Raw genomic sequence first — 25,939 nt, 5'->3', positions numbered from 1 at the left:
TTTAGCCCATTTTAGCAACGCGTTACCGGTGAGTTATCCGGTTATCGCCACATTTACCCGCGCTGCGGCGCACTCAAAAACCCTGTTCGCCGGAGGTAAAAGCGCATCAGGATTCCACTCGGACAAGGTTAACGGTTATAGTGGATATTATTAAGTGAAAAATCCCTGCGGAACAACGAAGTCACAAAAGGAGTCATCATGACCTGGGAGTATGCGCTGATTGGTTTGGTGGTCGGTATCGTCATTGGTGCGGTAGCGATGCGCTTTGGTAACCGTAAATTACGTCAACAACAGGTTTTGCAGAACGAACTGGACAAAAGCAAAACCGAGCTGGAAGAGTATCGTCAGGAACTGGTGGGCCACTTTGCCCGCAGCGCAGAGCTGCTGGATAACATGGCGCGTGATTATCGTCAGCTGTATCAGCATATGGCGAAAAGCTCCAACAACCTGCTGCCGGATCTGCCGATGCAGGAAAACCCGTTCCGCTATCGTCTGACCGAATCCGAAGCGGACAACGATCAGGCGCCGGTTGAAATGCCGCGCGACTACTCAGAAGGCGCTTCCGGCCTGCTGCGTGGCGCACCGCGCCGCGACTAGCCGTTATTGTTCAGCCCGTGAGCCACTGCGCCACGGGCTTTTGCTTCCGTCCGCTTACCGTTCCCCGCCCTTGCGCTATGCTTAAGGCAATACTTCAGTGAACTTTTCACGCAAATTCACCGTCTTAACTTCACTGTGGCAACGCAATTGCCTTATCATCACACTTTCACCGGCAGGTATTGAGAGAGTTATCATCAATGAAGAAAAAGTCGTTAATACTTAGTGCACTCGCAATGAGCATTGGCCTGACGCTCGCCTCCGTACCGGTGGCCAACGCGGCTTTACCACTCGCCGTTCAGGGGCAGCAATTGCCAAGCCTGGCGCCGATGTTGGAAAAAGTGTTACCCGCAGTGGTCAGCGTGCATATTGAAGGGACTCAGGTGCAACGCCAGCAATTGCCAGAAGAATTCAAATATTTCTTCGGCCCCAATTTCCCTACGCAAAAGCAAAGCTCCCGCCCGTTTGAAGGGTTGGGCTCCGGCGTGATTATCGATGCCGCCAAAGGCTATATCCTGACCAACAACCACGTCATCGCCAACGCCGACAAAATCAAGGTACAGCTGAACGATGGTCGTGAGTTCGACGCCAAACTGATTGGCCGCGATGAACAGACCGACATCGCGCTGCTGCAAGTCACCGCCAAAAACCTGAGCGCGGTAAAAATGGCCGATTCCGACACGCTGCGCGTTGGCGACTTCGCCGTCGCCGTCGGTAACCCGTTCGGACTGGGCCAGACCGCCACCTCGGGCATTATCTCTGCCCTGGGCCGCAGCGGCCTGAATCTGGAAGGGTTGGAAAACTTTATCCAGACCGACGCCTCGATCAACCGCGGCAACTCCGGCGGCGCCCTGGTCAACCTGAACGGTGAGCTGATCGGCATCAACACCGCTATTCTGGCGCCGGGCGGCGGCAACATCGGCATCGGCTTCGCCATCCCGAGCAATATGGTGCAGAACCTCAGCCAGCAGTTGATCGAATTTGGCGAAGTCAAACGCGGTCTGCTCGGCATCAAGGGGAGCGAAATGACGGCGGACATGGCGAAGGCGTTCAACACCGACGCCCAGCGCGGCGCGTTTGTCAGCGAAGTACTGCCGAAGTCTGCGGCTGCCAAGGCCGGCATCAAGGCCGGTGACATACTGGTGTCGGTGGACGGCAAGCCGGTCAGCAGCTTTGCCGAGCTGCGCGCCAAGGTCGGAACCACCGCACCGGGTAAAACCATCAAGGTCGGTCTGTTGCGCGACGGTAAGCCGCAGGAAGTGTCGGTGACGCTGGATAATAGCGAAACGGCCACCACCAGCGCGGAAACGCTTTCTCCCGCGTTGCAGGGCGCGTCACTCAGCAATGGCGCTATTACCGGCGGTGCAAAAGGTGTCAAAATCGACAACGTCGAAAAGGGCACGCCGGCAGCCCAGGTAGGCCTGCAAAAAGGCGATGTGATTATCGGCATCAACCGTCAGCGGGTGGAAAACATCACCGCGCTGCGCAAAGTGCTGGCAGCCAAACCACCGGTTATGGCGCTCAACATCGTGCGCGGCGGCGAAACCCTGTATTTGCTGTTGCGTTAATTTGTGCAAAAACCGGGCTCGGTAACATACTGTGCCCGGTTAACTCGTGGTATTCTCCGTCCATCTTCCATTTCACGTATTAAAACTCCATGTTTGCTAAGCTCTTGCGTTCCGTTGTAATTGGTTTGATCGTTGCCGGCCTGCTGTTGGCAGCGCTTCCCGTGCTGCGCTCGTCCAATCAACTGTTTGCAACCAAGCTTGAGAGCACCGTCGACGAAACGCCGACCAGTTATAACAAGGCCGTGCGCCGTGCGGCACCGGCGGTGGTCAATATTTATAATCGCAACATGAACGGCGCACCAAACGTGCTTTCGCTGGGGTCAGGTGTGATCATGAACGATCGCGGCTATATCCTCACCAACCGTCACGTGGTCAAGGATGCGCAGCAAATCACCGTGGTATTGCAGGATGGCCGGCGCTACGAAGCCCTGCTGGTCGGCTCCGACAGCCTGACCGATCTGGCGGTATTGAAAATCGATCCCGGCAATCTGCCGGTGATTCCGATCAACACCAAACGCTCGGCACATATCGGCGATGTGGTATTGGCCATCGGCAACCCGTATAACCTCGGCCAGACCGTGACCCAGGGGATTATCAGCGCCACCGGCCGCATCAGCCTGAGCACCACCGGTCGCCAGACCTTCCTGCAAACCGATGCGTCGATTAACCGCGGTAACTCCGGCGGCGCGTTGGTCAACTCGCTGGGTGAACTGATGGGCATCAATACCCTGACCTATGACAAAGTCACCGACGGCGAAACCCCCGAGGGCTTGGGCTTCGCCATTCCAACCGAACTGGCCACCAAAATCCTCGACAAACTGATCCGTGATGGCCGGGTGATTCGTGGTTACTTCGGTATCCAGGGCAAGGAGATCATCCCGCTGCGCACCTCCACGTCGGGTATTGAACGTCTGCAAGGCATCATCGTCACGGAAATCACGCCAAACGGCCCGGCCGCCAACGCGGGTTTCCATATCAACGACGTGATCGTCAACGTAGACAACAAACCGGCGGTCGCGGTGCTGGAAACCATGGATCAGGTCGCGGAGATACGCCCGGGGACGGAAATCCCGGTGGTGGTATTGCGCGATGGCAAACGCATAACGTTGCAGATGACGGTGGGTGAATTCCCCGAAGACAGTAACTGAGATAAAAAAAGCCCGACTGAATCAGCCGGGCTTTCGCAGGTTAAATGACGCAATTGCGCAGTCGTTACTCGCCTTTCACCCGCTCGATATTGGCGCCCAGCGCGCGCAGCTTGTCTTCGATACGCTCATAGCCACGATCGATGTGATAAATACGATCGACAATGGTCACGCCGTCGGCAATGCAGCCGGCCAATACCAGGCTGGCTGACGCGCGCAGATCGGTCGCCATCACCTGCGCACCGGACAGTTGCTCAACCCCGTGACAAATCACCGTATTGCTCTCGATTTCCGCGTGTGCCCCCATGCGAATCAGCTCAGGCACGTGCATAAAGCGGTTTTCGAAGATGGTCTCGGTAATCACGCCAGTCCCTTCTGCCACCAGATTCAACAAGCTGAATTGCGCCTGCATGTCGGTCGGGAAGCCGGGGTGCGGCGCCGTGCGCACGGTCACCGCTTTTGGCCGCTGGCCATGCATATCCAGACTGATCCAGTCTTCGCCGACTTCAATGTCGGCACCGGCTTCGCGTAGCTTGGCCAATACCGCATCCAGCGTATCGGGACGGGTATCGCGACACAGCACCTTACCGCCGGAAATCGCCGCCGCTACCAGGAAAGTCCCGGTTTCGATACGATCGGGCAGTACGCGGTATACGCCGCCGCCCAGGCGTTCGACGCCTTCGATGATGATTTTGTCGCTGCCGGCGCCGCTGATCTTGGCGCCCAGGGTGTTAAGGAAGTTGGCGGTATCGACAATTTCCGGCTCACGCGCGGCGTTTTCGATGATGGTGGTACCGGTCGCCAGCGTCGCCGCGCTCATGATGGTGACGGTAGCGCCAACGCTCACCTTGTCCATGACGATATGCGCGCCTTTCAGGCGGCCGTCAACCGACGCTTTAACGTAGCCTTCTTCCAGTTTGATTTCCGCACCCAACTGCTCCAGGCCGGTGATGTGCAGATCGACCGGACGCGCACCGATGGCGCAGCCGCCCGGCAGAGAAACCTGACCACGACCAAAGCGTGCCACCAGCGGCCCCAGCGCCCAAATGGAAGCACGCATGGTTTTCACCAGATCGTATGGAGCGCAAAACTCATGTACACCGCTGGCATCAACGAATACCGAACCGTTGCGCTCAATCTTGGTGCCAAGCTGGTTGAGTAGCTTAATGGTGGTGTCGATGTCCTTTAATTTAGGAACATTCTGTAGCTCAACCGGCTCTTCTGCCAATAGCGCAGCAAACAGAATCGGCAGGGCAGCATTTTTCGCCCCGGAAATAGCCACTTCACCGCTCAGGCGGGTCCGGCCCTGCACTCGAAATTTATCCATCTGACTACTCTCTGTTATGTCATTAATCTGGCCCTGCATAGCGGGAACCACATCGGCGCTGGCAAGGCGTTGTTCGCCCTGTCCATCGCTCTGGCTGGGTTGGCTGCGCTACACCGTCGCCAATCCAGCCTCGAGATTTACCGCGCGAGCCACGTGGTCAACCACGCCGCCGATACGCCGCTTGCGCCCGCCTGATGCAACGCCGTTTATGTTGGGTATCGCTGACAGCCCCGAGGGGACGCCGCCTTACAATCCGTTGAGTTTGCGATCGCGCTGCCACTCTTCAGGGGTATATGCCTTGATCGACAACGCATGAATGCGATTGTCCGCAATGTATTCCATCAGCGGCGCATAAACGGCCTGCTGTTTTTTTACCCGACTCATGGTGGCAAAGATCTCGCCCACCGCAATCACCTGGAAGTGACTGCCGTCGCCGGTTACGTGTACTTCTTGCAGTGCCAACGCGTTCATCAGCACGTCTTTAATTTCGTTATTTTCCATAGTATCCAGTTCTGCTGTAAAGGATCATAATCAGCCTGACATCTTAGAGGAATACGGCGCTTTCTTAAACTAAAGAAAAAGCCCCTGTGTAACAGGGGCTTTCTGGGTAAACGCAACCAAAACGCCAGATAAACGCGCTAAACGGCGGTATCGACAGGCATTATTTCTTGCAGGTTGTACAAGGTAATCAGCGTTTTCAGCCGATCGGTGGCCCCGATAATCTGCAACTCTACGCCCTGGCGTTGCTGCTGCGCACGCAGGTGCACCAGCAGCGCCAATCCGGACGAGTCAACCCGTTGCAACTGCGCCACGTCGACGGCGGTTTTACCCGCCAGCAGGGTTTCACGCTGTTGCCATAGCGGCAGCAACGTTTCCCGATCCAAATCGCCGCTCAGTACCAGCGTTTGCTGCTGTGCGTCAAAGCGAAGAGATGGCGCCATTACTTTTTCTGATCCAGGGTAATCGGCTGTTGGGCCGCGGCCTGCAACTGCTGGGTCAGGCCATCGATGCCTTTGGTACGCAGCGTAGATGCCCACTCGTTCTGCTTGGTGGTGATCATGCTGACGCCTTCGGCGATCATGTCATAAGCCTGCCAGTTACCGGTTTTGCTGTTTTTACGCCATTGGAAATCCAGACGAACCGGCGGGCGACCGTCGGTATCGATGATGGTCACGCGAATGGCGATGATATCTGCGTTACCCAACGGTTTTTCCGGCGCAATCTGGTAGGTCTGACCGTGATACAGCGCCAGCGCCTGACCATAAGCCTGTTCCAGATAGGCCTGGAACGCCGTGAAGTACGCTTGGCGCTGCGCCGGCGTAGCTTCTTTGTAATAACGACCCAGCACCAGCGCACCGGCGTATTTTACCTGTACGTAGGGCATCAGTTCCTGATGCACGATAGTCCGCAGATAGTTGGGATCCTGCTTGATTTTCGGCTGCTCGTTTTTCAGGCGGTCGAAGGTTTTTTGCGCCGCTTCTTGCATCATGCTGTACGGATTGGTTTGATCCGCCGCGTTCGCCAGCGGTGCAACCACCAGCAGGGCAACCATCAATAAACGTTTAAACATGCAGGCTTCCTCTTTTAATGACTCGGGGTGGCAGATGGCGTGGCGTCGCCGGCAGCCGGCGCATTGGCCGCATCTCCCGGCTTGGCTGCGCCATCCTGACCGCCGCTTTTGTACAGGAACTGGCCGATCAAGTCTTCCAGAACCATTGCTGATTTGGTGTCCTGAATGGTGCCGCCGTCCTTCAGGATAGACGTGCCCATATCCGGATCTTCAAAACCGACGTTCAATGCCAGGTACTGTTCCCCAAGCAGACCAGAAGTGCGGATCGCCAGCGAGCTGGTGTCCGGGATCTGGTCATACTTGTCCTGAATATCCAGCGCGACGCGTGGCGTATAGGTTTTGGGATCGAGTGCGATATCCGCTACTCGACCAATCACCACCCCGCCGATCTTCACCGGTGAGCGCGGTTTCAGGCCGCCAATATTGTCGAATGTGGCATAGATACGGTAGGTCGGCTCATTGCCGATCGATTTGACGTTCGCCACCTGCAAGCAGATAAAAATGATGGCGCACAGCGCGATCAGCATAAATGCCCCAACCCAGATTTCACTTTTTTTCGTTTGCATCGACTCAATTCCCAAACATCAGTGCTGTCAGCACGAAATCCAATCCCAACACCGCCAGAGACGAATGTACCACGGTTCGGGTCGTTGCCCGGCTGATCCCTTCGGAGGTCGGCACCGCGTCATACCCGTTAAAGATAGCAATCCAGGTAACGGTGATGGCAAATACCACGCTCTTGATCAGGCAGTTAAGCAAATCCTGACGCCATTCTACGGCGCCCTGCATCGCCGACCAGAAGAAGCCGCTATCGATGCCCTTCCAGTCTACGCCAACCACTGAACCGCCCCAGATACCCACGGCGACAAAAATGATAGTCAACAGCGGCATGCTGATAAGACCGGCCCAGAAACGGGGCGCCGCAATGCGCCGCAGCGGATCGACCGCCATCATTTCCAGGCTGGAGATTTGTTCGGTGGCTTTCATCAGGCCGATTTCCGCCGTGAGCGCCGAGCCGGCACGGCCGGCGAACAGCAGCGCGGTCACCACCGGCCCGAGTTCACGCAGCAACGACAACGCCACCATCATGCCGAGGCTGGCTTCGGCGCTGTAAGTGGTCAGTACCAGATAACCTTGCAGCCCCAGCACCATGCCGATAAACAGCCCGGAAACCATAATGATCAGCAATGATTGCACGCCGACGCTGTGCAGCTGCTTCACCAGCAACGGCCATTGCCTGCGCGGTTCGGGTCGCCCGACCAGCGCCCCCCACAGCATCAGTCCCGCACGGCCAAAGGCGGCACTGGTGTTGATGCCTCGGCGTCCAAAAGACGCTAACGCCTGTAATAACATGAGGATAGTTACTCCCTTATCCTAGCAGTTCGGCACGGTAATCACCGGCCGGATAACGGAATGGCACCGGCCCATCGGCAATACCATCCAGAAACTGGCGCACCCGCGCATCGGGATTATTGTGTAATTCCGGCGTGGTGCCTTCGGCAATCACGCGGTTTTCCGCCACAATGTAAGCATAATCGGCAATACTCAGTACTTCCGGCACATCGTGCGATACCACAATGCAGGTGATACCCAGCGCGTGGTTCAGTTCGTCAATCAGCTTCACCAGTACGCCCATGGTGATCGGATCCTGGCCAACGAACGGCTCATCGAACATGATCAGTTGCGGATCGAGCGCAATGGCGCGTGCCAGCGCCGCACGCCGTGCCATACCGCCGGACAGTTCGTTGGGCATCAGCTCGGCCGCACCACGCAGGCCGACCGCCTCCAGCTTCATCAGTACGGTGGTGCGCAGGATTTCTTCCGGCAACGCGCTGTGCTCACGCAGCGGAAACGCCACGTTTTCAAACACCGTCAGGTCAGTGAATAACGCACCGGACTGAAACAGCATGCTCATTTTTTTGCGCGATTCGTACAACTGATGACGTGACAGCGCGGGAATGTTATCACCGTCAAACCAGATTTCGCCGCGGTCCGGCGCCAGTTGGCCGCCGATCAGGCGCAGTAGAGTGGTTTTACCGATGCCGGACGGCCCCATGATCGCCGTCACCTTGCCGCGGGGAACCGTCAGATTGATGTCTTCAAATATCAGCCGATCGCCACGTGAAAAACTCATGCCACGCACTTCGACCAGATTGTCTGCCTTCTGAAGCATGTTTGGATCCTTACATACCGCTCATTTGACGGATTTCTGCGCCCTGTTCGACGCATTGGGATACGAATTTACCCGTGATAATAATCGAATGGGCGCCACGCGGCCTATTTTTACAAAAACTTACCCGCATTTCGCTACCAATGGTGCCATTGGTTTTACTTTTGTGCTGCACACGGTCAAAATTAGACATAAAACGCAAAAAAATGAAACTGAACGAATTTTAGCCTGGGAAACGCGTTGCGACACTGTCGCAGACCAATATGGGCAAGCAAGATAGCTGAATTGCAGCATTTAACCAACGAACGGGATAATCCCCCCAAGGACTTTGCATGTTTCTCGCGATAGCGTTACTTATCGTTGGTTTATTTTTATTGGTGTATGGCGCCGACCGACTGGTGTATGGCGCAGCGGTCATTTCCCGTTCGCTGGGCGTTCCGCCGCTGATTATCGGCATGACCATCGTCGGCATCGGCACTTCGCTGCCGGAACTGATCGTGTCGGTTACCGCCGCCCTGAACGGCCAGATCGACATGGCGGTCGGCAACGTACTGGGCTCCAACATTACCAATATCCTGCTGATACTGGGCGTTGCCGCGTTGATCCATCCGCTGGCAGCTCGTTCGCAAGTGCTGCGGCGCGAACTGCCGCTGATGTTGGCGGTCACAGTATTATGCGGCTTTGTGCTGATGGACAGCCACCTGAGTCGACTGGACGGGATCATTCTGCTGGCCGCCGCCGCCGGGTTTATCATGCTGATGCTGAAAATCGCCCGGCTGGCGCAGCGCGAAGGCAACGACAGCCTGACGGTGGAGCAAATTGCCGAACTGCCGCAGGACAGCAGCAACACCGTGGCGATGCTGTGGCTGCTGCTGGCGTTTATCATCTTGCCGCTCTCCTCGCGAATGATTGTCGATAACGCGACGGCGATCGCCCATTATTTCGGCCTGAGCGAACTGGTGGTCGGGTTAACCATCATTGCGGTCGGCACCAGTTTGCCCGAGCTTGCCACCTCTATCGCCGGCGCACTGAAAGGTGAAGACGATATGGCGATAGGCAATATTATCGGCTCGAATATTTTCAACTCGGTGATCGTACTCGGCGTCCCGGCGCTGCTGTCACCGGGCAGCATCAATCCAGCCGCTTACCAACGCGACTATTGGGTAATGTTGGCGGTCAGCGTGGTGCTCAGCGCACTGTGCATCGGCCGCAAACATCGCATCGGCCATCTGGCGGGTGCTCTGTTATTATGTGGCTTTATTGCGTATCTTGCGGTGCTGTTTTTCAACCCTTTCAGCATAGTTGGCGGTGGCCAATAGCGGCGGGGAAACGCAGAGCGCGCAAGCGGCGAACGATAACCGCCGCCTATGCCCCTGCCATCGTAACGGATGCAGGTCTAACCGACGGGAACAAGCATGTCGAACATTGAGTTGCAAGCTGGCTTCGATTTTCAGCAAGCCGGTAAAGAAGTGCTTCAGATCGAACGTGACGGGCTGGCCCAGCTCGATCGCTACATCAACGACGATTTTACCCGCGCCTGCGAAGCGATCGCCGCCTGCGGCGGTAAAGTGGTGGTGATGGGCATGGGCAAATCCGGCCACATCGGCTGCAAGATTGCCGCCACCTTCGCCAGCACCGGTACGCCATCATTCTTCGTGCATCCTGCCGAAGCCAGCCATGGCGATCTCGGCATGGTCACGGCGCAAGACATCGTACTGGCGATTTCCAACTCCGGCGAGTCCAACGAGATTCAGGCGTTGATCCCGGTACTGAAGCGCCAGCGCATCCCGTTGATCTGCATGACCAACAATCCCGACAGTTCCATGGGCAAGGCCGCAGACATTCATCTGTGTATCAAAGTGCCGCAGGAAGCCTGCCCGCTCGGCCTGGCGCCGACCACCAGCACCACCGCAACGCTGGTGATGGGCGACGCGCTGGCGGTAGCGCTATTGAAGGCTCGCGGTTTTACCCCGGAAGATTTTGCGCTGTCGCATCCCGGCGGCGCGCTGGGTCGCCGCCTGTTACTGCGCGTCACTGATATCATGCACAGCGGCGAAGAAATTCCGCACGTCAGCGCCGATGCGTCGCTGCGCGACGCACTGTTGGAAATCACCCGCAAGAACCTTGGCATGACGGTGGTCTGCAACGATCTGATGAAAATTGCCGGTATCTTTACCGATGGCGACCTGCGCCGGGTGTTTGATATGGGTATCGACCTGAACCATGCCAGGATCGCCGACGTCATGACGCTCGGTGGTGTGCGGGTGCGTCCGAACACCCTGGCGGTGGATGCGCTCAACCTGATGCAGCAGCGCCATATTACCGCGCTGCTGGTTGCCGATGGCGACCAGTTGCTGGGTGTGGTACATATGCATGACATGCTGCGCGCCGGCGTGGTATGAGTTTCAGGCTGCCGCTGCGCCCAGCCTGTTTTAGAAAGAAGTCCTGAGGATATTGAATGAGTACGGTTGAAACCTGCTACGGGCCGGTAACGGAACAAGTGATGGCACGGGCCGGGAAAATCCGCCTGCTGATTTGCGATGTCGACGGCGTGCTGTCGGATGGCCTGATCTACATGGGCAACAACGGCGAAGAGCTGAAGGCCTTCAACGTGCGCGACGGCTACGGCATTCGCTGCCTGAAAACCTCGGATATCGAGGTAGGTATTATCACCGGCCGCTCCGCCAAATTATTGGAAGATCGGGCAAAAACGCTGGGGATTAGCTATCTGTATCAAGGGCAGTCCGATAAGCTTTTGGCCTTCCGTGAACTGTTGGATACACTGTCGCTGTCGCCGGATCAGGTTGCCTACATCGGCGACGATCTGATCGACTGGCCGGTGATGGCGCAGGTCGGTCTGGCGGTGGCGGTGGCGGATGCCCACCCTCTGCTGACGCCGCGTGCCCATTATGTCACCCGCATTGCCGGTGGCCGTGGCGCAGTGCGTGAACTGTGCGACATCATTCTTTTGGCTCAGAACAAGCTGGAGGACGCCAAAGGGCTGTCGATATGAGCAAAACCAAACTCTGGATCACCATTATACTGACGGTGATCGTGCTAGCCCTGATTGGCTGGAACATGGCGGATTTCGACGACGATAGCACGGCCGAGCCGATGAATACTCAGGCTCCGACCTACCAGAGCCAGCATACGGTCACTATCGTCTACAACCCGGCCGGTAAATTAAGTTATAAACTGGTGGCAGAGGACGTGAAGTATTACACCACCGACGAGCTGAGCTGGTTTACCCAACCGGTGATGACGCTGTTTGATGAAAACGCCGTCGCCACCTGGTCGGTACGCGCCGATCGCGCCAAACTGACCAAAGACCGCATGCTGTATCTGTATGGCCACGTTGAGGTGAACAGCCTGACCACCACCTCGCAACTGGAAAAGATTAAAACGGACAATGCTCAGGTAAACCTGGTGACTCAGGATGTGTCCTCCGATGATGAAGTGACGCTCTTCGGCACCAACTTCACCTCTAACGGCATGAAAATGCGTGGGAACCTGCGGGCCAAAACCGCTGAGCTGATTGATAAGGTTAAGACCAACTATGAAATTCAGAACCAAAAAACAACTCCGTAATCTATTGATTGCCAGCACCGTTTTGGCCGTCAGCGCCCCGGCACTGGCGCTGAAATCCGACTCTGATCAACCGGTGAGCATTGACTCGCTGAAGCAGGCGCTGGATATGCAGAGCAACGTCAGCACGTTCACTGACAACGTGGTGATCAAACAGGGCACCATTGAAATCAAAGCCGACAAGGTGGTGGTGACCCGTCCGGGCGGCGATCAGAACAAGACCTATATCGAAGCGTTCGGCAAGCCGGTCACCTTCTATCAGATGCAGGACAACGGTAAACCGGTGAAAGGCCATGCGCAGAAAGTCCGTTACGATGTGGCGCCGCAGCTGGTTACCCTGACCGGCAATGCCTATCTGGAACAGCTCGACAGCAATGTCAAAGGCGATCGCATCACCTATCTGGTGCAGCAGCAGCAGATGCAGGCGTACAGCGATAAAGGCAACCGCGTGAAGACGGTGCTGGTACCGTCGCAGTTGCAGGACAAAAACGGGCAGCAGAAAAAGAGCAACTAATTACCTATGGCAACACTCATCGCAGAAAATCTGGCGAAAGCCTACAAGGGCCGCAAAGTCGTTGAAGACGTCAGCCTGAAAGTGAATTCCGGCGAAATCGTCGGCCTGTTGGGGCCAAACGGCGCTGGCAAAACCACCACGTTCTACATGGTGGTCGGTATTGTACAGCGTGACGCTGGCCGCATCGTGATTGACGACGAAGACATCAGCATCCTGCCGCTGCACGCCCGTGCGCGCCGCGGTATCGGCTATCTGCCGCAGGAGGCGTCGATTTTCCGCCGTCTGAGCGTGTATGACAACCTGATGGCGGTGCTGGAAATTCGCGAGGACCTGACCAGCGAACAGCGCGCCGACCGCGCCAACGAACTGATGGAAGAGTTCCATATTTCCCATCTGCGCGACAACCTTGGCCAGGCACTGTCCGGTGGTGAACGCCGCCGCGTCGAAATTGCCCGCGCGCTGGCCGCCAACCCGAAATTCATCCTGCTGGATGAGCCGTTTGCCGGGGTTGACCCGATTTCCGTTATCGACATCAAGAAAATCATCGAGCACCTGCGTGACAGCGGCCTGGGCGTGCTGATCACCGACCATAACGTGCGCGAAACGCTGGACGTGTGTGAACGCGCCTATATCGTCAGCCAGGGTAAACTGATCGCCCATGGCACGCCGGACGCCATTTTGGCCGACGAACAGGTGAAACGCGTTTATCTGGGCGAAGAATTCCGCCTGTGATTGCCAGCTGATCCTGACGGACGGCGGTTAACGGAAGTAGAAAAAAGACTATGAAGCAAGGTTTGCAACTCAGGTTCAGTCAACAACTGGCCATGACCCCCCAGCTACAGCAGGCAATTCGCTTGCTGCAGCTGTCCACGCTTGAACTCCAGCAGGAGATCCAACTGGCGTTAGAGAGCAACCCGCTGCTTGAACAAACCGACCTGCACGACGAGATCGACGCAAAGGAAACCACCGAGACCGAAGGCCTGGACACCCGCGAGGCACTGGAACAGAAGGACATGCCGGAAGAGCTGCCGCTGGACGCCACCTGGGATGAAATCTACACCGCCGGTACGCCATCCGGCACCGGTACCGACTACAGCGACGACGAGCTGCCGGTCTATCAGGGCGAAACCACCCAAACGCTGCAAGACTACCTGATGTGGCAGGTGGATCTGACGCCGTTTTCAGATACCGATGCCGCCATTGCCACCTCGATCGTCGATGCCGTGGACGATACTGGCTACCTTACCGTTCCGCTGGAAGACATTCTGGAAAGCATTGGCGACGAGAATGTCTCGATGGACGAAGTGGAAGCCGTACTGAAACGCGTTCAGCGTTTCGATCCTATCGGCGTGGCGGCTCGTGACCTGCGCGACTGCCTGCTGATTCAGCTTTCCCAGTATGCCAAAGACACCCCATACCTCAACGAAGCACGGCAGATCATCAGCGATCACCTGGATTTGCTGGCCAATCACGACTTTCGCAGCCTGATGCGATCAACCCGGCTAAAAGAAGATACACTGAAAGAAGCGATGCTGCTGATTCAGTCACTCGACCCACGCCCGGGGCAGTCGATCAACACCGGTGAATCGGAGTACGTCATTCCCGATGTGCTGGTGCGCAAGGTGCAGGGCAAGTGGGCGGTGGAACTTAACGCCGACAGCATTCCGCGTCTGAAGATCAACCAGCAATATGCCGCACTGGGCAACAGTTCGCGTAGCGAAGCCGATGGCCAGTTTATCCGCAGTAACCTGCAGGAAGCCAAGTGGCTGATCAAAAGCCTGGAAAGCCGTAACGATACGCTACTGAAAGTTACACGCTGCATCGTCGAGCAGCAGGAAGCGTTCTTTGAACAAGGTGAGGAATTTATGAAACCCATGGTGCTGGCGGATATCGCACAGGCCGTGGATATGCATGAATCGACGATCTCACGCGTGACCACGCAGAAGTTCCTGCACAGCCCGCGCGGTATTTTCGAATTGAAGTATTTCTTCTCAAGCCACGTGAACACCGACAGCGGCGGCGAAGCCTCCTCGACGGCCATTCGTGCACTGGTGAAGAAATTGATCGCGGCGGAAAACCCCGCCAAACCGCTGAGCGACAGCAAACTGGCCACCCTGCTTTCCGATCAGGGGATCATGGTGGCGCGGCGCACCGTCGCCAAGTACCGAGAGTCTTTGTCCATCCCGCCGTCGAACCAGCGTAAACAGTTGGTTTGACCTCTATAGAGAAGGAAGACATTATGCAGCTCAACATTACCGGACACCACATCGTCATCACCGATCCATTGCGTGAGTTTGTGAACGCCAAATTTGCCAAACTCGAACAGTATTTCGATCGGATCAATCAGGTGTATGTCGTTCTAAGTGTGGAAAAAGTGCAGCAGATCGCAGAAGCGACGCTGCACGTGAATGGAGGCGAGTTGCACGCCACCTCGGAAAAAGAAGATATGTATGCTGCAATTGACTGCCTGATTGATAAACTGGCGCGTCAATTGAACAAACATAAAGACAAACTGAAGCAACACTGACACTCTGGGCCACTTTCCGCCAGAGGTGCTGCTTAACGCAGCCTCAGCTATCGGCGCGTTACCTGTATGGGTAACGCGCCGAACGGTAATCAGGGTTAAAACAGGCGAAAGCCATCTTTTCAGGCGTGATTGGCGCAGGTAGTTTGGCACGACCAGCAAGCAGAACTCTTGCGCACACGTAAGTACGCAAGAGTTCGAGCACTGCCCGGGGCCAGAATGGCCAGTAAAACAGCCTGATAAGCATGGCTTCAAGTGAAGATGAGATGAACAACGAAACAATGCAATTAAGCTCGGTACTGAGTATCGAGTGCACCAGAAGCTCGGTACACTGCAACAGCAAGAAACGCGCTCTGGAAATTATCAGCGAGCTGGCAGCCAAACAACTTAACCTGCCGCCGCAGGTGGTGTTTGACGCGGTTCTCACCCGTGAGCGCATGGGCAGCACCGGTATTGGCAACGGCATTGCCATACCCCATGGAAAACTGGAAGAGGACACCCTGCGGGCCGTTGGCGTGTTTATCCGTCTCGACCAACCGATCGCCTTCGATGCCATCGACAACCAACCGGTCGATCTGCTGTTCGCCTTGCTGGTGCCGGCCGATCAGTGCAAAACGCATTTGCACACCCTGTCTCTGGTTGCCAAGCGTCTGGCGGATAAAACCGTCTGTCGTCGCCTGCGTGCCGCACAGAGTGATGAAGAACTTTACCAAATCATTACCGAATAACCTTTTCGCCGGGGTGACTTCTGGCGTTGATAGCGATACTGTTTATTTGTCATGGAACCCGGTTTGCGCCGGGCTCATATTTTCAACGGCGGTGATAAAAGCCGCCGAGATGCCAGGGGGAGTTGCCACATGGTGCTGATGATTGTCAGCGGCCGTTCCGGTTCAGGGAAATCTGTCGCCTTGCGGGCGCTGGAAGATATGGGGTTTTACTGCGTTGATAACCTGCCCGTGGTGCTGCTGCCGCAGCTTGCCCAGACGCTGGCCGAACGCAACAGCTCCGCGGCGGTGAGCATCGACGTGCGTAACATGCCGGAATCGCCGGAAGTGTTTGAGTATGCCATGACCCAGCTGCCGGACAGTTTTTCGCCGCAGCTGCTGTTCCTCGACGCCGACCGCAATACCCTGATCCGCCGCTACAGTGACACCCGCCGTCTGCATCCGCTTTCCAGCAAGAACCTGTCGTTGGAAAGCGCCATTGATGAAGAAAGCGATCTGCTGGAGCCACTGCGCTCACGCGCCGACCTGATCATCGACACCTCTGAAATGTCCGTGCACGAACTGGCGGAAATGCTGCGTACCCGTCTGTTGGGCAAACGTGAGCGTGAATTGACGATGGTATTCGAATCATTCGGCTTCAAACATGGCATCCCGATCGATGCCGACTACGTGTTTGACGTGCGTTTCCTGCCGAACCCGCACTGGGATCCGAAGCTGCGTCCGATGACCGGCCTGGATAAACCGGTGGCCTCGTTCCTCGATCGCCACACAGAGGTACATAATTTTATCTACCAAACCCGCAGTTATCTCGAACAGTGGCTGCCAATGCTGGAAACCAACAACCGCAGCTACCTGACGGTGGCGATTGGCTGTACCGGCGGTAAACACCGTTCGGTCTACGTGGCGGAACAGCTGGCAGACTACTTCCGTTCGCGCGGCAAAAACGTGCAATCACGCCACCGCACGCTGGAAAAACGCAAACAATGACGGTCAAGCAAACGGTTGAAATCAAAAACAAGCTGGGCATGCATGCTCGCCCGGCGATGAAGCTGTTTGAGCTGGTGCAAAGTTTTGACGCCGAGGTGCTACTGCGTAACGACAGCGGCACCGAAGCCGAAGCCAGCAGCGTCATTGCCCTGCTGATGCTCGACTCCGCCCAGGGCCGCCATATCGAGGTGGAAGCTAGCGGCCCGGAAGAGCAGCAAGCGCTGGCGGCGGTGATTGAGCTGTTCAACTCCGGTTTTGATGAGGACTGAGCCTGGTTAAAACGGCAGAGGCAGAACGCTCAATGCCACGCCAGACCGATTAAATACGGCTCAGGCAGTCGAGCGCCACCGCCTTAAAACTGTCAAAGTCGTTGCTGCCCAGCAGCCGGCTCATCGAACGTTCGCGCACGAAGGTGACGAACAGATCATAAATCGCCATCGCTTCTTCATAATCACTTTTGCTGATCGCCAGCAGGAATACCACCTGCGCCACTTCTCCATCGCCCCAGGCAATGCCCTGTGGCGCCAGCAGCGTCACCACCACGGTTTTTTTCGCCAGCAGGCCCAGTGAATGCGGCAGCGCAATGCCTTCTCCCAGCAGGGTGGAAACGATCGCCTCACGCTCTACCACCGACGGATAGAAGTCCTCACCGACATAGCCTTCCTGCTCCAGTTGGCTGCACACTTTGCGGAACAGCTGTTGCTGGGTCAGCGGCTCATTGACGATCATGAAATGGCCGGCGTCAAAGAACTTTTCCAGCATGTACGGCTTGGTACGATCCACCAGAACCAGCTTGCCCAGCTGTTCGAGCTGATATTCGGTCGGGAATGGCGACATCACCACCACCGGCTTGTTTTTCTCGCTGACCCGCGCGTTGGAAATGACAAAATCTTCGTCGATATGGCTGAGCACTTCATAGTCGCGCAGCGAGACAATGCGCGTCACCACCAGTTGCGGATACTTGCGTGCAACCTGCGCCTGGATCATGCGTACCGTCGAATTGCCGGTGTCGCACACCAGCATCACCTGCGGGTGACGTTCATAGCCGATATTGTAATGGCGCTCCAGACCGACGCCGATGTGCAGCACCAGATAGCCAATCTCGTTTTCGCTCAGGGTGTAAGGCGTATATTTCCCCCAGCTGGCTACCGCCGCCAGCGTCACGTCGTAGGCCATCGGATAGTGCTGCTTGATGTTGGCCAGCAGCGGATTGGGGATGTTTATCTGGTATTTCACCCGGGTAATCATGGTCTTGATATGGGTGAGCAGATCGGCACGCAGCTGCTTGTCGCCCTGCAGATTGTAGTTATAGTGTGCGTTGATATAGGACAGGATGTAGTCCACCAGCGCCTCTTCGTCATCGGCGTTGATCTCGCTGGGGCGCACGTCCTGCACCCGTCGTGCCGCGATATTCACCCGCAGATAGGCTTCTTCTGCGGCCGAGACCTCTTTGCCGGCCGCCTTGCCCAGTTCGCCCGCCAGCCAGGTCGACGCCTTGCGCACCCCTTCGTCGCCATCTTCGACGTCAAACTCCGACAGCGGATAACCATCGCTGATGCGGCGCAGCGCCACCGCGCAATAAAAGATCAGATATTGCTCCCCTTCATCGGTCAGACGAATGGCGTACTGTGACAGCAACGGGTGCAGCAGGCCGGCAAAGGTCGCTACCTGCGGTTGCAGCAGGATCTCGTTATTCAGCAACGGATTCTCGGCATCCGCCAGATGCAGCTGGAACAGCAAATCGGTCAGACAGGCGCGGATCGCCATTTCCGAGCCGAACAACTTCATGCCGTAACGCGGTTTGGTTTCGATGGTCAACGGGTAATGCGCCAGCCGTTCCCTCACCTCAGCCATATCGTTTTGCAGCGTACCCCTGCTGACAAACCATTCATCGGCTAAATCCTCCAACTTCAGGGAGAAGGCTGAGGTCAAAAAACGGATCAAAAGATAATGCACGCGCTCCTGGGCGCTACGCGGCGTGGCCTGCTTGCGGCGCTCCTGCTGCTGTAACCCGCTGAACAGCGCCGCGTCGTCCACCTGCAGCCGGTAACCGGCACCGCGGTTATGCACAAAGCGCGCGCCGTATTTTTCCAAAATATCATTAAGCGCAGTGATGTCTGCACGCACCGTGCGGGTAGACACCGCAAAGCGCTTCGCCAGTTCATCCTGCGGCAGCGTTTCACTCTGCAACGCGTCAAACAGATAAGCCAAACGGGGATAAGGGAATCTCACCATCGTCATTCCAATGTCAAGTCGCCCGCCTGCTGCCAGACGGGCCACGGGTTACTGCGCTGCGGGCGCGAATACCATCTGTGAAGGGCTGCCTACCGGGGTATAGCCATCCACGAAACTGAGCGTACCGTTCTGTTGATCGACGCGAAAACGCGTAATGTTATCGCTGCGCTGGTTGAGCGCGTACAGATACCCCCCGTCCGGACTGAGCGTGACGGTGCGTGGATAATCACCGCGTGTCCAGGTTTCGCCCACCCGCGTCATGCTGCCACCGCTGCCGATACTGAACTGCGCAATGCTGTTATGCAGCCGGTTGGCGACGTACAGATTTTTGCCGTCCTGGCTTAGCGTCAATCCGGCGGCAAAATTGGTGCCCTTATAATCCGCCGGCAGGGTGGATGCCGTCTGTAGCGGCGTCAGCGTGCCCTGGTCGCTGTCGAAACGGTAGCTGGTCAGCGTGGACGCCTCTTCGTTCACCAGCAACAGCGTTTTACCGTCCGGGTGGAACACGAAGTGGCGCGGGCCTGCACCAGGCGACGACGCCGCGATCCACGGCGGATCGTTTGGCGTCAGTTCGCCACGGCTATCGTCAAAACGCCACTGGTAGATCCGATCCAGCCCCAGATCGGTTGAGAAAACAAATTTACCACTCGGATCGCTGGCGATCATATGCGCATGCGGGCCATTGTGATCGCTGATGGCAAAGCTGCCCTCCACCGCTGCGGCAGGCCTGCTCGCCCCCGCCGGGCCTTGCTGCTGGCGCACCGAGCTGGCTTGCGCCAGCCGGCCTTCGCTATCCAGCGGAAACGCCGCCACGCTGCCGCTGATATAATTCGCCACCAGCAGATGGCGCCCGTTCGGTGTCAGCGAAAGAAATACCGGCCCGGCGCCCTGCGAATCCACCTGATTCAGTGGCGTCAGGCTACCGTCTCGCTCGCTGATGCGCAGTGCGGTGATCGAACCGTGTTTACCGCCGTTAAAATCTGCCACTTCGCTGGCAACGTACAAGGTACGGCCGCTGGCATCAACCACCAACTGGGCTGGATTGGGCAACGTGCTGACCAGGGTCTTGTCGCTCAGCGCACCGCTGGCGGCATCGACCCGTAGCCGGTAGACCCCTTCACCATTGGGCTGATAAGAACCGATATAGGCAAAATGAGACGGTGTGGACTTCATTGCATCCTCAGCATGCAGCGCCGGGCTGAACATCGCCAGCAGCGCCAGAGATACCGCAAATCGCGTGGTCATACCCTGCCAGTTTCGCATATTTATTCCTTGTATTGGTAAAGAACAACACATTACGAAGCTACGGTGAATCAGCCCGGCACGCCGCCGTTTAGCCCACCAGTTTTTTGGTCATCGCCAACAGCGTTTTCACATCCTGCGGGCGCGTATTGCCACTGTTGGCATCGATGATCGAACTGTAAATGTGCGGGATCACCTGCTTGACTCCCGCCGCCAGCGCGATTTCCAGGATCTGCTCAAAATTGTCAAGATCGATGCCACCGGTCGGCTCCAACAGGAAATCATGTTCGGCGCACGCTTTGGCCACGTACTGATACTCGTCCTTGCACTTCAGGCCCCCCATTGGGAAATACTTGATCGAGCTCCCCCCCATGTCTTTCAACAGCGCAATCGCCGTCTCAACCGGCACAATACCGTCCGGCGCACCAGCGCTCAGCGGCCCGGTAGATACCTTCACCCAACCGACTCGCCCGGTCGGCGATACCAGACCATTGACCACCGTATCCGTTTGCCCTAATAGCGCACGGCTGGCGCCGACGCCGGTAAACACCTGATTGACGTGCTGTGGCTGTACTCGCTGCGAGATCAGGCTGACCATCGCCGACTGCTTCGGATCGCCGGCGCCCAGCCCCACCGACAGCGCGTTGTCAATCAGGCGCGCGTAGCGCTGCATATCGGCCACCGCACTGTCGACGTCAGGATAATTCTTGGACAGCACGCCAACCAGCACGTGGCCTTCCGCCGCCGCATAAATCTCCTCAGCGTTGTCCTTTGAACCCGCCAGCACGTTAAGGCATACGCGGTCACGGTAATAGTTCGGCTTCAGCTTCATGCTTGTTGCTCCAGTAATTTTTTGATGCAGTTAAAAACGGTCGTCAGTTGCTGTTGATCCACACTGCGCACATCCACTTCGATCTTGCCTTCGTTGGCCTTGTAGCCACGGAAGTAAATGGCGATGTCACCGGTTTTCAGCGCCTGAACGATGTCGAGGGTCGACATGCCGATCGCCGCTTCGTCAAAAGCGATTTCCGTACGCGCAATGTCGCGACCGGCGCTGTCCCAGACGGTTTTGGCGCTTACGCCATTCAAGGTATTCAGGCTATTGATAAAGGGCGTCATGCGCTCGACCATTTGCGCGCCGCTGGTCTTTTCCTGCGTCAGGTAGCTTTCAATTGCCTGCGTCAGACCCAGAATGCCCTCTTTGCCGACCTTCATCGCACGACCGATGCCGCCCGACTGCAATTTTACCCACTCGACCAGCTGTTTCTTGCCGATCACCAGACCACTGGTCGGCCCTTCGATCGCCTTCGCGCCGCTGTAAATCACCAGATCGGCTCCCATCTGGTAATAACACAGCAGGTCTTCCTCGGCCGCCGCATCCACGATCAGCGGCAGCTGATGCTTGCGCGCCACCGCCGCCGCCTGTTCGACCGACAGAATGCTCTTCTGTACGCAGTGGTGTGACTTGATATAGAGGATGGCCGCCGTTTGCCGGGTAATGCAGGCCTCTAGCTGTTCGGCGGAGCATTCATTGGCGTAGCCGGCTTCTACCACCTTACCACCGCCGAGCGCCACCATGGTGTCGACCGGCGCGCCAAAGTTGACGTTGTGCCCACGTGGCAGCACGATCTCGCGTGGTTCGTTGACCGCAGCGGAGTGCAGGTTGACCAGCAGGTTGGCGTTATCTTTGACAATGGTGGCCGCCACCGACTGTGCAATGCCGGCGGAGGCGCAGGAAACCACTACCGCCGCCTCGACGTTCAGCAGATTGGCGATATAGGCACCGGTTTTATTCACCAGATCCTTGATGTCGAAATAGTGGTCAAGACCATAACCCACCGCGTCGATGACCTCCTGACGAGGGGTAGAAACGCCAAGCGCCGTCATACGGCCGGACGTATTGATCACCTGTTTTAACTGGTATTTTTCATAGATCGAAGACATGAGCGGCTTTCCCTTCATCGGTTAATAGGACTTCCCCGGCCACCACCGCAGCCAGCGGCACCAGCAATTGTTCACCCTTGGCGGATTGCCCTTCGGCATCGGCAAATACTTGCGGCGCCTGGCGAAGATCGAAAATGGTCAAATCGGCGTCAAAGCCCGGCTGCAGCTGTCCTTTGCCGGTCAATTGCAATGCCGACGCGGCATTGACCGTCACACAGTCGATCACCTGCGGTAACGTCAGGCCGACGGTGAAAAATTTGGACATCACCGTCGCCAGGCTGTGTACCGGCCCGGACAGGCGATTGCGACAATAAATATCGGAACTGATGGTGTGCGGCAGAATGCCGAGAGCGATCGCCTGCCGTGCGACTTCAAAGCTGAAGCTGGCAGTGCCGTGGCCAACGTCAAGCAATACGCCACGCTTCAACGCCCGTTGAATAGACTCGCGCAACGTACCGGCCGGGGTCAGAATACGGTTGGGCTTGCCGTTGTAACAGTGGGTGATGATATCGCCACGCGTCAGCAAATCGGCGATTTCATCCAGATCCGGCGGGTTGTTGCCGATATGTACCATCAGCGGCAGCTGATTGTTTTCCTGCTGGATCTCCTTGGCGCGCACCAGCGGTTTGATGCCATTCTGGCCAACGACGCTGCTGCTCATGCGCGCCTTGATGCCGATAATAAAGCCGCGATGCTGCTCAATGGCTCGCTGCACGCCCTGCTTGTCGATATCCGCCATTTCGGCCAGCTCGTTCTGACGCAACAGGCCGATGCGCGAAATATTCAGGAAGGCAAACACGTTGGTTTTGGCGCTGCGCGTCAGGGCATAGAAACTGTCGACGTCGTCAGTGCCGGTACTGCCGGCGTCCACTACCGTGGTAACGCCGCAGCAGGTGCCGACGCTGTCTGGTTCATCGTGATAAATCGGCGAAGAGGGATAACAGTGCACGTGGGCGTCGATCCAACCGGCGCTGAGGCGATACCTGCCGCCCAGATCAAGTTGGCGCGTCCCCTGCGTCTGCGCCGCCAGTTGCCCAACCACCGCAATCTTGCCGTCCTGCACCGCCACGTCGACCAACCGATCGTCGGCCAGCCGCGCGTGGCGAATGATTAAGTCATACATGCTTTACTCCTTACCGCGGGGCGACACCGTTCGCCCCGCAGCCACATTCAGATGGCGACCGGGAAAATGGCCCCCAGGATCATTGCGCCGAGGATCGCGCCGCCGGTAATGGGCTTGCCCCAGATATAAAACAGCAGTGCACCGAGCAGCGAACCGATACCGATCGGAATCGACGCAGTCATGGCAGACAGGATGATCAATGGCCCAAGGAAACGCCCGGAGGAGTTACCCGCGCCCATCATGACGTCTGCGCCGTAGGTCGAGTTGCTCTGGTTGATGGTGAACTTGCGCGCCAGGATGATCAGGTAACCGATCGCCAGCCCAATCACCAGACCAGTGACCAGCGATGCGGCAAAGTTGGCTACCGGGAACACGATCCCTGCACCGAGCAGCAGCGCTGGCACCCCCAGCCCGACACCGGTCTGGATCGCCCCGCCGATATCCAGGATGCCGACCAGCGAGCCCTCGATAATACGTGCGAACAGGAAGCTGGCACCGAATGCCGCCACCGCGCCATACACGCCGGTATCCATACCGGCACGCAGCATCGAGACGAAAGCCACTTCGTTAAACGCGCCGATGCCGTACAGGTAGTACATATGGGTCCCGGCAAATACGCCCGAGGACAGCAGGCCGACAAAAATCGGGAACGACCAGTCGGCATACCAGAAGCCTTGTTGTTGAGTTTGTTGTTCCATCGTCACGCCGCCTTATTTACCGCTCAGGGTGTTGTGAATGGCATCCAGCCAGCCTGGTATGCCAAGGCTGAAGGATTCGAGGAGTTTCATGTCGAAGCCGCGGAAGAAGCCACTCAGCACGAACAACAGCACGATCACCGCCATCATGATTTTGGTGACCTTGTTCCAGCCGCTCTCTTCAACCCCTTTGCCGATCAGAATACCCAGCACCAGCCCCGGAACGGCATTGCCCATGATCAACTGTGCCAGGCCGCCAAAAATGGTGCCCCAGAAGCCGGAACGTTTGCCGGCATCAATCGCCGCCAGCCAGAAAATCACCGGCATCACGGTATTCACCAACAGGTTGGCTGCCGGCACCAGCACTTTGATGGCGGTAACCTGCAGCGCCGCCGGTACCGCCGAAGCGGTGGAGTTAAGGAAGGCCACTACCAGCATGCCGATGATGCCGCAGGCGATAGCCATTTTTTTCGGATCGTGCAGCGTTTGCGCCACATTGCGATTCTTGATCATCAACGCTGCCGCTCCCCAGTTGGGGATGATGCGGTGATCAACGTCCTGTGTGAAGGCACCTGCCGCCACGGAGGACGCCCAGGCATTGAAGAAAAAGCCCAGGCCAAATGAGAAGTGTGACGCCGGATCGCCTTCGCAGGAATTCAGCTCGCCCAGGGTGCGGAATGCCCCCATACCCTGTGTCGTCGGGGCATGGAACATGCGTGCGGCGCCGGCGCCGACGCCGACACCTACCAGCCCGCCGATAATAATCGACTTAAATAAAATTATTAGGAACATGAGTCTGCCCTTATTATTTCGAGGTGAAAACAACCTTTTCTGTGTTGATAATGGTCACATTTATGGTTACTTCCAGAGAAACGGCATAACTTTTTCTTTCACGCGGCAGAAAGAAGAACAGGAATTTCTCTCGGGTTGTTTTTTCCTCCGCGCTTAATACGCTGACGTCCTGCGGTTCGATGCGCAGCAGAATATTATTGGTGGATTTTAATACCGCGCCCTGTACATTCGCCAGAGCGGAAGCAAAGGCTTTCGCTTTGCTGTCGCCCTTGCCCGTAACAATTACCGAGGTGGTATACTGTTCCTTCATTATGCTGCGCCGTGTTTCTTGATATAGGCTTCAACCAGTTTTTGCCCCAGTTCTTCTTTATCCATAAAACCGAATCCCAGCACGTTACAGCCTTCATTAATTGCCGTCACACCTTCCTCAATCGAACGCATGCCATATTTGGCCTTGTAGCCATATTTGGTTTGCGCGGTAATGGCGCCGGCGCCGCCGCTGCCGCAGAACGAAATACCCAGCTGTGCATTTTCCGCTTTCATTACGTCGCCCAGCTTCATGTCGGCCGCCACGCCGGGAATGACAATGGCTTTTCCACCTGCACTTTCAATGCCCTGGCCAACTTTTTGCCCTTTGCCCAGACGATCGCCGATCACAACGGTAATTTGTCCCATGGTATATTCTCCTGATTGAAATCAATAAAACGCTTATTGGTTATTATCTTTTGCCACTTCAAAGTGTACCGACAGTAAATAGGACTCTTCGATCGGCAAGTTGTTAAATTGGCTCACCACTCGCTGCGCCAACTGCATTGAATGATGCGAGATCTCATCGAACAGTGATTTATCCACTTCAGGCAAAGGCTCGCCAGTAATGGAACGCAACACCATTGCACGAATATGCGACTCCAGCATTTGTTGTTGCACCGCGTTGGTATAAATACTCTCTGAATTTAACATGATGGTAATATCTGACAATACCCGCTCGGTAATGGTTTCTGCCTGGGTAATATCAGCCTGTGTCGTTTTTAGCGATGCCGCTCCTTCATTCACTTTCAGTCACTCCTGAATCGCTCACTTTATCTGTTATCTTTACCCTACTCTCTGTCCCATTGGGTGTGTAGCGCGTTTTTTTCCAGTTCAAAGTGGAAATTGGGTGACCATCAGAGATCCATTTCGCATATTGCGGCTTTTGCAGA

Annotated in this window: 31 protein-coding genes; 14 read left to right on the top strand and 17 right to left on the bottom strand. The window is 56.6% G+C overall.

Annotation, left to right across the window (positions count from 1 at the left end; translation table 11 throughout):
• Nucleotides 1-198: 198 nt before the first annotated feature.
• The 3 genes from zapG to degS all read left to right on the top strand — a co-directional run bounded on the left by zapG (nucleotide 199) and on the right by degS (nucleotide 3,310).
• Nucleotides 199-597: a Z-ring associated protein ZapG gene (gene zapG, locus ACCC84_RS11135; protein WP_004958161.1), complete on the top strand. Its 399-nt coding sequence runs from the start codon at nucleotides 199-201 to the stop codon at nucleotides 595-597.
• A 197-nt stretch (nucleotides 598-794) separates the two neighbouring features.
• The gene (gene degQ, locus ACCC84_RS11130) at nucleotides 795-2,162 is read left to right on the top strand and encodes a serine endoprotease DegQ (RefSeq protein WP_004958160.1); all 1,368 of its coding nucleotides are present in this window, start codon (nucleotides 795-797) and stop codon (nucleotides 2,160-2,162) included.
• Nucleotides 2,163-2,251: 89 nt separating this feature from the next.
• Complete coding sequence (gene degS / locus ACCC84_RS11125; protein ID WP_004958159.1) at nucleotides 2,252-3,310, top strand: outer membrane-stress sensor serine endopeptidase DegS; 1,059 nt, start codon at nucleotides 2,252-2,254, stop codon at nucleotides 3,308-3,310.
• Nucleotides 3,311-3,374: 64 nt separating this feature from the next.
• On the opposite strand, the gene murA is transcribed toward degS, so the two are convergent.
• The 7 genes from murA to mlaF form a co-directional block, all read right to left on the bottom strand.
• Nucleotides 3,375-4,634, bottom strand: coding sequence for a UDP-N-acetylglucosamine 1-carboxyvinyltransferase (gene murA, locus ACCC84_RS11120; RefSeq protein WP_039991667.1), 1,260 nt, complete (start codon nucleotides 4,632-4,634; stop codon nucleotides 3,375-3,377).
• A 246-nt stretch (nucleotides 4,635-4,880) separates the two neighbouring features.
• Complete coding sequence (ibaG, locus tag ACCC84_RS11115; protein WP_004958153.1) at nucleotides 4,881-5,135, bottom strand: BolA family iron metabolism protein IbaG; 255 nt, start codon at nucleotides 5,133-5,135, stop codon at nucleotides 4,881-4,883.
• Between the two features lie 137 nt (nucleotides 5,136-5,272).
• Nucleotides 5,273-5,575, bottom strand: coding sequence for a lipid asymmetry maintenance protein MlaB (mlaB, locus tag ACCC84_RS11110; RefSeq protein ID WP_004958151.1), 303 nt, complete (start codon nucleotides 5,573-5,575; stop codon nucleotides 5,273-5,275).
• Nucleotides 5,575-6,204 (bottom strand): phospholipid-binding protein MlaC, encoded by a 630-nt coding sequence (gene mlaC / locus ACCC84_RS11105; RefSeq protein ID WP_004958149.1) that lies wholly within the window; start codon nucleotides 6,202-6,204, stop codon nucleotides 5,575-5,577. The genes mlaB and mlaC overlap by 1 nt, the downstream gene beginning before the upstream one ends.
• A gap of 14 nt (nucleotides 6,205-6,218) precedes the next feature.
• Nucleotides 6,219-6,770 (bottom strand): outer membrane lipid asymmetry maintenance protein MlaD, encoded by a 552-nt coding sequence (gene mlaD, locus ACCC84_RS11100; protein ID WP_198773882.1) that lies wholly within the window; start codon nucleotides 6,768-6,770, stop codon nucleotides 6,219-6,221.
• Between the two features lie 4 nt (nucleotides 6,771-6,774).
• A complete protein-coding gene (mlaE, locus tag ACCC84_RS11095) occupies nucleotides 6,775-7,557 on the bottom strand; it encodes a lipid asymmetry maintenance ABC transporter permease subunit MlaE (RefSeq protein WP_004958146.1) in 783 nt (260 codons plus the stop codon).
• 16 nt (nucleotides 7,558-7,573) lie between these two features.
• The gene (gene mlaF, locus ACCC84_RS11090; RefSeq protein ID WP_004958144.1) at nucleotides 7,574-8,377 is read right to left on the bottom strand and encodes a phospholipid ABC transporter ATP-binding protein MlaF; all 804 of its coding nucleotides are present in this window, start codon (nucleotides 8,375-8,377) and stop codon (nucleotides 7,574-7,576) included.
• A gap of 329 nt (nucleotides 8,378-8,706) precedes the next feature.
• On the opposite strand from mlaF, the gene ACCC84_RS11085 reads away from it, so the two are divergent.
• The 11 genes from ACCC84_RS11085 to npr all read left to right on the top strand — a co-directional run bounded on the left by ACCC84_RS11085 (nucleotide 8,707) and on the right by npr (nucleotide 16,978).
• A complete protein-coding gene (locus ACCC84_RS11085) occupies nucleotides 8,707-9,693 on the top strand; it encodes a calcium/sodium antiporter (protein WP_004958140.1) in 987 nt (328 codons plus the stop codon).
• Between the two features lie 96 nt (nucleotides 9,694-9,789).
• Nucleotides 9,790-10,776 (top strand): arabinose-5-phosphate isomerase KdsD, encoded by a 987-nt coding sequence (gene kdsD / locus ACCC84_RS11080; protein WP_004958137.1) that lies wholly within the window; start codon nucleotides 9,790-9,792, stop codon nucleotides 10,774-10,776.
• 56 nt (nucleotides 10,777-10,832) lie between these two features.
• Nucleotides 10,833-11,387 (top strand): 3-deoxy-manno-octulosonate-8-phosphatase KdsC, encoded by a 555-nt coding sequence (kdsC, locus tag ACCC84_RS11075; protein ID WP_004958136.1) that lies wholly within the window; start codon nucleotides 10,833-10,835, stop codon nucleotides 11,385-11,387.
• A complete protein-coding gene (lptC, locus tag ACCC84_RS11070; protein WP_004958135.1) occupies nucleotides 11,384-11,962 on the top strand; it encodes an LPS export ABC transporter periplasmic protein LptC in 579 nt (192 codons plus the stop codon). The genes kdsC and lptC overlap by 4 nt, the downstream gene beginning before the upstream one ends.
• Nucleotides 11,931-12,473 (top strand): lipopolysaccharide ABC transporter substrate-binding protein LptA, encoded by a 543-nt coding sequence (gene lptA / locus ACCC84_RS11065; protein WP_039991662.1) that lies wholly within the window; start codon nucleotides 11,931-11,933, stop codon nucleotides 12,471-12,473. The genes lptC and lptA overlap by 32 nt, the downstream gene beginning before the upstream one ends.
• A 6-nt stretch (nucleotides 12,474-12,479) precedes the next feature.
• Nucleotides 12,480-13,205 (top strand): LPS export ABC transporter ATP-binding protein, encoded by a 726-nt coding sequence (gene lptB, locus ACCC84_RS11060; RefSeq protein ID WP_004958131.1) that lies wholly within the window; start codon nucleotides 12,480-12,482, stop codon nucleotides 13,203-13,205.
• A gap of 50 nt (nucleotides 13,206-13,255) precedes the next feature.
• Nucleotides 13,256-14,689 (top strand): RNA polymerase factor sigma-54, encoded by a 1,434-nt coding sequence (rpoN, locus tag ACCC84_RS11055; protein ID WP_004958127.1) that lies wholly within the window; start codon nucleotides 13,256-13,258, stop codon nucleotides 14,687-14,689.
• A gap of 23 nt (nucleotides 14,690-14,712) precedes the next feature.
• Nucleotides 14,713-15,000: a ribosome hibernation promoting factor gene (gene hpf, locus ACCC84_RS11050; RefSeq protein WP_039991660.1), complete on the top strand. Its 288-nt coding sequence runs from the start codon at nucleotides 14,713-14,715 to the stop codon at nucleotides 14,998-15,000.
• Between the two features lie 263 nt (nucleotides 15,001-15,263).
• Nucleotides 15,264-15,725: a PTS IIA-like nitrogen regulatory protein PtsN gene (ptsN, locus tag ACCC84_RS11045; RefSeq protein WP_088499798.1), complete on the top strand. Its 462-nt coding sequence runs from the start codon at nucleotides 15,264-15,266 to the stop codon at nucleotides 15,723-15,725.
• 129 nt (nucleotides 15,726-15,854) lie between these two features.
• Nucleotides 15,855-16,709: an RNase adapter RapZ gene (rapZ, locus tag ACCC84_RS11040; RefSeq protein WP_004958122.1), complete on the top strand. Its 855-nt coding sequence runs from the start codon at nucleotides 15,855-15,857 to the stop codon at nucleotides 16,707-16,709.
• Entirely contained in the window at nucleotides 16,706-16,978 is a 273-nt protein-coding gene (npr, locus tag ACCC84_RS11035; RefSeq protein ID WP_004958120.1) for a PTS phosphocarrier protein NPr, read from the top strand. Before rapZ ends, npr begins: the two co-directional genes overlap by 4 nt.
• Nucleotides 16,979-17,027: 49 nt before the next feature.
• Here npr and ACCC84_RS11030 read toward each other — a convergent pair whose 3' ends face one another.
• The 10 genes from ACCC84_RS11030 to ACCC84_RS10985 form a co-directional block, all read right to left on the bottom strand.
• Complete coding sequence (locus ACCC84_RS11030; RefSeq protein WP_039991657.1) at nucleotides 17,028-18,944, bottom strand: BglG family transcription antiterminator; 1,917 nt, start codon at nucleotides 18,942-18,944, stop codon at nucleotides 17,028-17,030.
• Between the two features lie 48 nt (nucleotides 18,945-18,992).
• Complete coding sequence (locus tag ACCC84_RS11025; RefSeq protein WP_004958116.1) at nucleotides 18,993-20,207, bottom strand: lactonase family protein; 1,215 nt, start codon at nucleotides 20,205-20,207, stop codon at nucleotides 18,993-18,995.
• A 70-nt stretch (nucleotides 20,208-20,277) separates the two neighbouring features.
• Nucleotides 20,278-21,018 carry a 2-dehydro-3-deoxy-phosphogluconate aldolase gene (gene dagF, locus ACCC84_RS11020; protein ID WP_198773879.1) on the bottom strand — a complete coding sequence of 247 codons (741 nt, stop codon included), beginning with the start codon at nucleotides 21,016-21,018 and terminating at the stop codon, nucleotides 20,278-20,280.
• Nucleotides 21,015-22,130, bottom strand: coding sequence for a DgaE family pyridoxal phosphate-dependent ammonia lyase (locus ACCC84_RS11015; RefSeq protein ID WP_198773878.1), 1,116 nt, complete (start codon nucleotides 22,128-22,130; stop codon nucleotides 21,015-21,017). Before ACCC84_RS11015 ends, dagF begins: the two co-directional genes overlap by 4 nt.
• Nucleotides 22,114-23,253, bottom strand: coding sequence for an amidohydrolase/deacetylase family metallohydrolase (locus ACCC84_RS11010; RefSeq protein WP_004958110.1), 1,140 nt, complete (start codon nucleotides 23,251-23,253; stop codon nucleotides 22,114-22,116). The genes ACCC84_RS11015 and ACCC84_RS11010 overlap by 17 nt, the downstream gene beginning before the upstream one ends.
• 47 nt (nucleotides 23,254-23,300) lie before the next feature.
• Nucleotides 23,301-23,951, bottom strand: a complete 651-nt coding sequence (locus ACCC84_RS11005) for a DUF4310 family protein (RefSeq protein WP_004958108.1) — start codon at nucleotides 23,949-23,951, stop codon at nucleotides 23,301-23,303.
• Nucleotides 23,952-23,963: 12 nt separating this feature from the next.
• Nucleotides 23,964-24,740 (bottom strand): DUF4311 domain-containing protein, encoded by a 777-nt coding sequence (locus ACCC84_RS11000; RefSeq protein WP_004958107.1) that lies wholly within the window; start codon nucleotides 24,738-24,740, stop codon nucleotides 23,964-23,966.
• 13 nt (nucleotides 24,741-24,753) lie between these two features.
• Nucleotides 24,754-25,050, bottom strand: a complete 297-nt coding sequence (locus tag ACCC84_RS10995) for a DUF4312 family protein (protein ID WP_004958105.1) — start codon at nucleotides 25,048-25,050, stop codon at nucleotides 24,754-24,756.
• On the bottom strand, nucleotides 25,050-25,415 hold the full coding sequence (locus ACCC84_RS10990; protein ID WP_198773876.1) for a glycine-rich SFCGS family protein: 366 nt from the start codon (nucleotides 25,413-25,415) through the stop codon (nucleotides 25,050-25,052). The genes ACCC84_RS10995 and ACCC84_RS10990 overlap by 1 nt, the downstream gene beginning before the upstream one ends.
• A 33-nt stretch (nucleotides 25,416-25,448) precedes the next feature.
• Nucleotides 25,449-25,793 (bottom strand): glycine dehydrogenase, encoded by a 345-nt coding sequence (locus ACCC84_RS10985; protein ID WP_004958102.1) that lies wholly within the window; start codon nucleotides 25,791-25,793, stop codon nucleotides 25,449-25,451.
• Nucleotides 25,794-25,939 lie beyond the last annotated feature (146 nt).

It is taken from the genome of Serratia odorifera, from assembly GCF_041448735.1.
In the GTDB taxonomy this organism is placed as follows: Bacteria; Pseudomonadota; Gammaproteobacteria; order Enterobacterales; family Enterobacteriaceae; genus Serratia_F; species Serratia_F odorifera.
The sequence above is the reverse complement of the archived record's forward strand: the minus strand, read 5'-3'. Positions and strand labels throughout refer to the sequence as shown.

Excerpts from the sequence above, each read along its gene's own strand:
- rapZ (WP_004958122.1), top strand. The coding sequence starts at position 15,855 with ATGGTGCTGATGATTGTCAGCGGCCGTTCCGGTTCAGGGAAATCTGTC.
- ACCC84_RS10990 (WP_198773876.1), bottom strand. The coding sequence starts at position 25,415 with ATGGGACAAATTACCGTTGTGATCGGCGATCGTCTGGGCAAAGGGCAA.
- ACCC84_RS11085 (WP_004958140.1), top strand. The coding sequence starts at position 8,707 with ATGTTTCTCGCGATAGCGTTACTTATCGTTGGTTTATTTTTATTGGTG.
- hpf (WP_039991660.1), top strand. The coding sequence starts at position 14,713 with ATGCAGCTCAACATTACCGGACACCACATCGTCATCACCGATCCATTG.
- dagF (WP_198773879.1), bottom strand. The coding sequence starts at position 21,018 with ATGAAGCTGAAGCCGAACTATTACCGTGACCGCGTATGCCTTAACGTG.
- npr (WP_004958120.1), top strand. The coding sequence starts at position 16,706 with ATGACGGTCAAGCAAACGGTTGAAATCAAAAACAAGCTGGGCATGCAT.
- kdsD (WP_004958137.1), top strand. The coding sequence starts at position 9,790 with ATGTCGAACATTGAGTTGCAAGCTGGCTTCGATTTTCAGCAAGCCGGT.
- ACCC84_RS11005 (WP_004958108.1), bottom strand. The coding sequence starts at position 23,951 with ATGGAACAACAAACTCAACAACAAGGCTTCTGGTATGCCGACTGGTCG.
- mlaD (WP_198773882.1), bottom strand. The coding sequence starts at position 6,770 with ATGCAAACGAAAAAAAGTGAAATCTGGGTTGGGGCATTTATGCTGATC.
- zapG (WP_004958161.1), top strand. The coding sequence starts at position 199 with ATGACCTGGGAGTATGCGCTGATTGGTTTGGTGGTCGGTATCGTCATT.
- rpoN (WP_004958127.1), top strand. The coding sequence starts at position 13,256 with ATGAAGCAAGGTTTGCAACTCAGGTTCAGTCAACAACTGGCCATGACC.
- mlaF (WP_004958144.1), bottom strand. The coding sequence starts at position 8,377 with ATGCTTCAGAAGGCAGACAATCTGGTCGAAGTGCGTGGCATGAGTTTT.
- mlaE (WP_004958146.1), bottom strand. The coding sequence starts at position 7,557 with ATGTTATTACAGGCGTTAGCGTCTTTTGGACGCCGAGGCATCAACACC.
- kdsC (WP_004958136.1), top strand. The coding sequence starts at position 10,833 with ATGAGTACGGTTGAAACCTGCTACGGGCCGGTAACGGAACAAGTGATG.
- ACCC84_RS11000 (WP_004958107.1), bottom strand. The coding sequence starts at position 24,740 with ATGTTCCTAATAATTTTATTTAAGTCGATTATTATCGGCGGGCTGGTA.
- ACCC84_RS10995 (WP_004958105.1), bottom strand. The coding sequence starts at position 25,050 with ATGAAGGAACAGTATACCACCTCGGTAATTGTTACGGGCAAGGGCGAC.
- mlaB (WP_004958151.1), bottom strand. The coding sequence starts at position 5,575 with ATGGCGCCATCTCTTCGCTTTGACGCACAGCAGCAAACGCTGGTACTG.
- lptA (WP_039991662.1), top strand. The coding sequence starts at position 11,931 with ATGAAATTCAGAACCAAAAAACAACTCCGTAATCTATTGATTGCCAGC.
- degS (WP_004958159.1), top strand. The coding sequence starts at position 2,252 with ATGTTTGCTAAGCTCTTGCGTTCCGTTGTAATTGGTTTGATCGTTGCC.
- lptB (WP_004958131.1), top strand. The coding sequence starts at position 12,480 with ATGGCAACACTCATCGCAGAAAATCTGGCGAAAGCCTACAAGGGCCGC.
- mlaC (WP_004958149.1), bottom strand. The coding sequence starts at position 6,204 with ATGTTTAAACGTTTATTGATGGTTGCCCTGCTGGTGGTTGCACCGCTG.
- murA (WP_039991667.1), bottom strand. The coding sequence starts at position 4,634 with ATGGATAAATTTCGAGTGCAGGGCCGGACCCGCCTGAGCGGTGAAGTG.
- ptsN (WP_088499798.1), top strand. The coding sequence starts at position 15,264 with ATGAACAACGAAACAATGCAATTAAGCTCGGTACTGAGTATCGAGTGC.
- ACCC84_RS11010 (WP_004958110.1), bottom strand. The coding sequence starts at position 23,253 with ATGTATGACTTAATCATTCGCCACGCGCGGCTGGCCGACGATCGGTTG.
- ibaG (WP_004958153.1), bottom strand. The coding sequence starts at position 5,135 with ATGGAAAATAACGAAATTAAAGACGTGCTGATGAACGCGTTGGCACTG.
- ACCC84_RS11015 (WP_198773878.1), bottom strand. The coding sequence starts at position 22,130 with ATGTCTTCGATCTATGAAAAATACCAGTTAAAACAGGTGATCAATACG.
- lptC (WP_004958135.1), top strand. The coding sequence starts at position 11,384 with ATGAGCAAAACCAAACTCTGGATCACCATTATACTGACGGTGATCGTG.
- degQ (WP_004958160.1), top strand. The coding sequence starts at position 795 with ATGAAGAAAAAGTCGTTAATACTTAGTGCACTCGCAATGAGCATTGGC.
- ACCC84_RS11030 (WP_039991657.1), bottom strand. The coding sequence starts at position 18,944 with ATGGTGAGATTCCCTTATCCCCGTTTGGCTTATCTGTTTGACGCGTTG.
- ACCC84_RS11025 (WP_004958116.1), bottom strand. The coding sequence starts at position 20,207 with ATGCGAAACTGGCAGGGTATGACCACGCGATTTGCGGTATCTCTGGCG.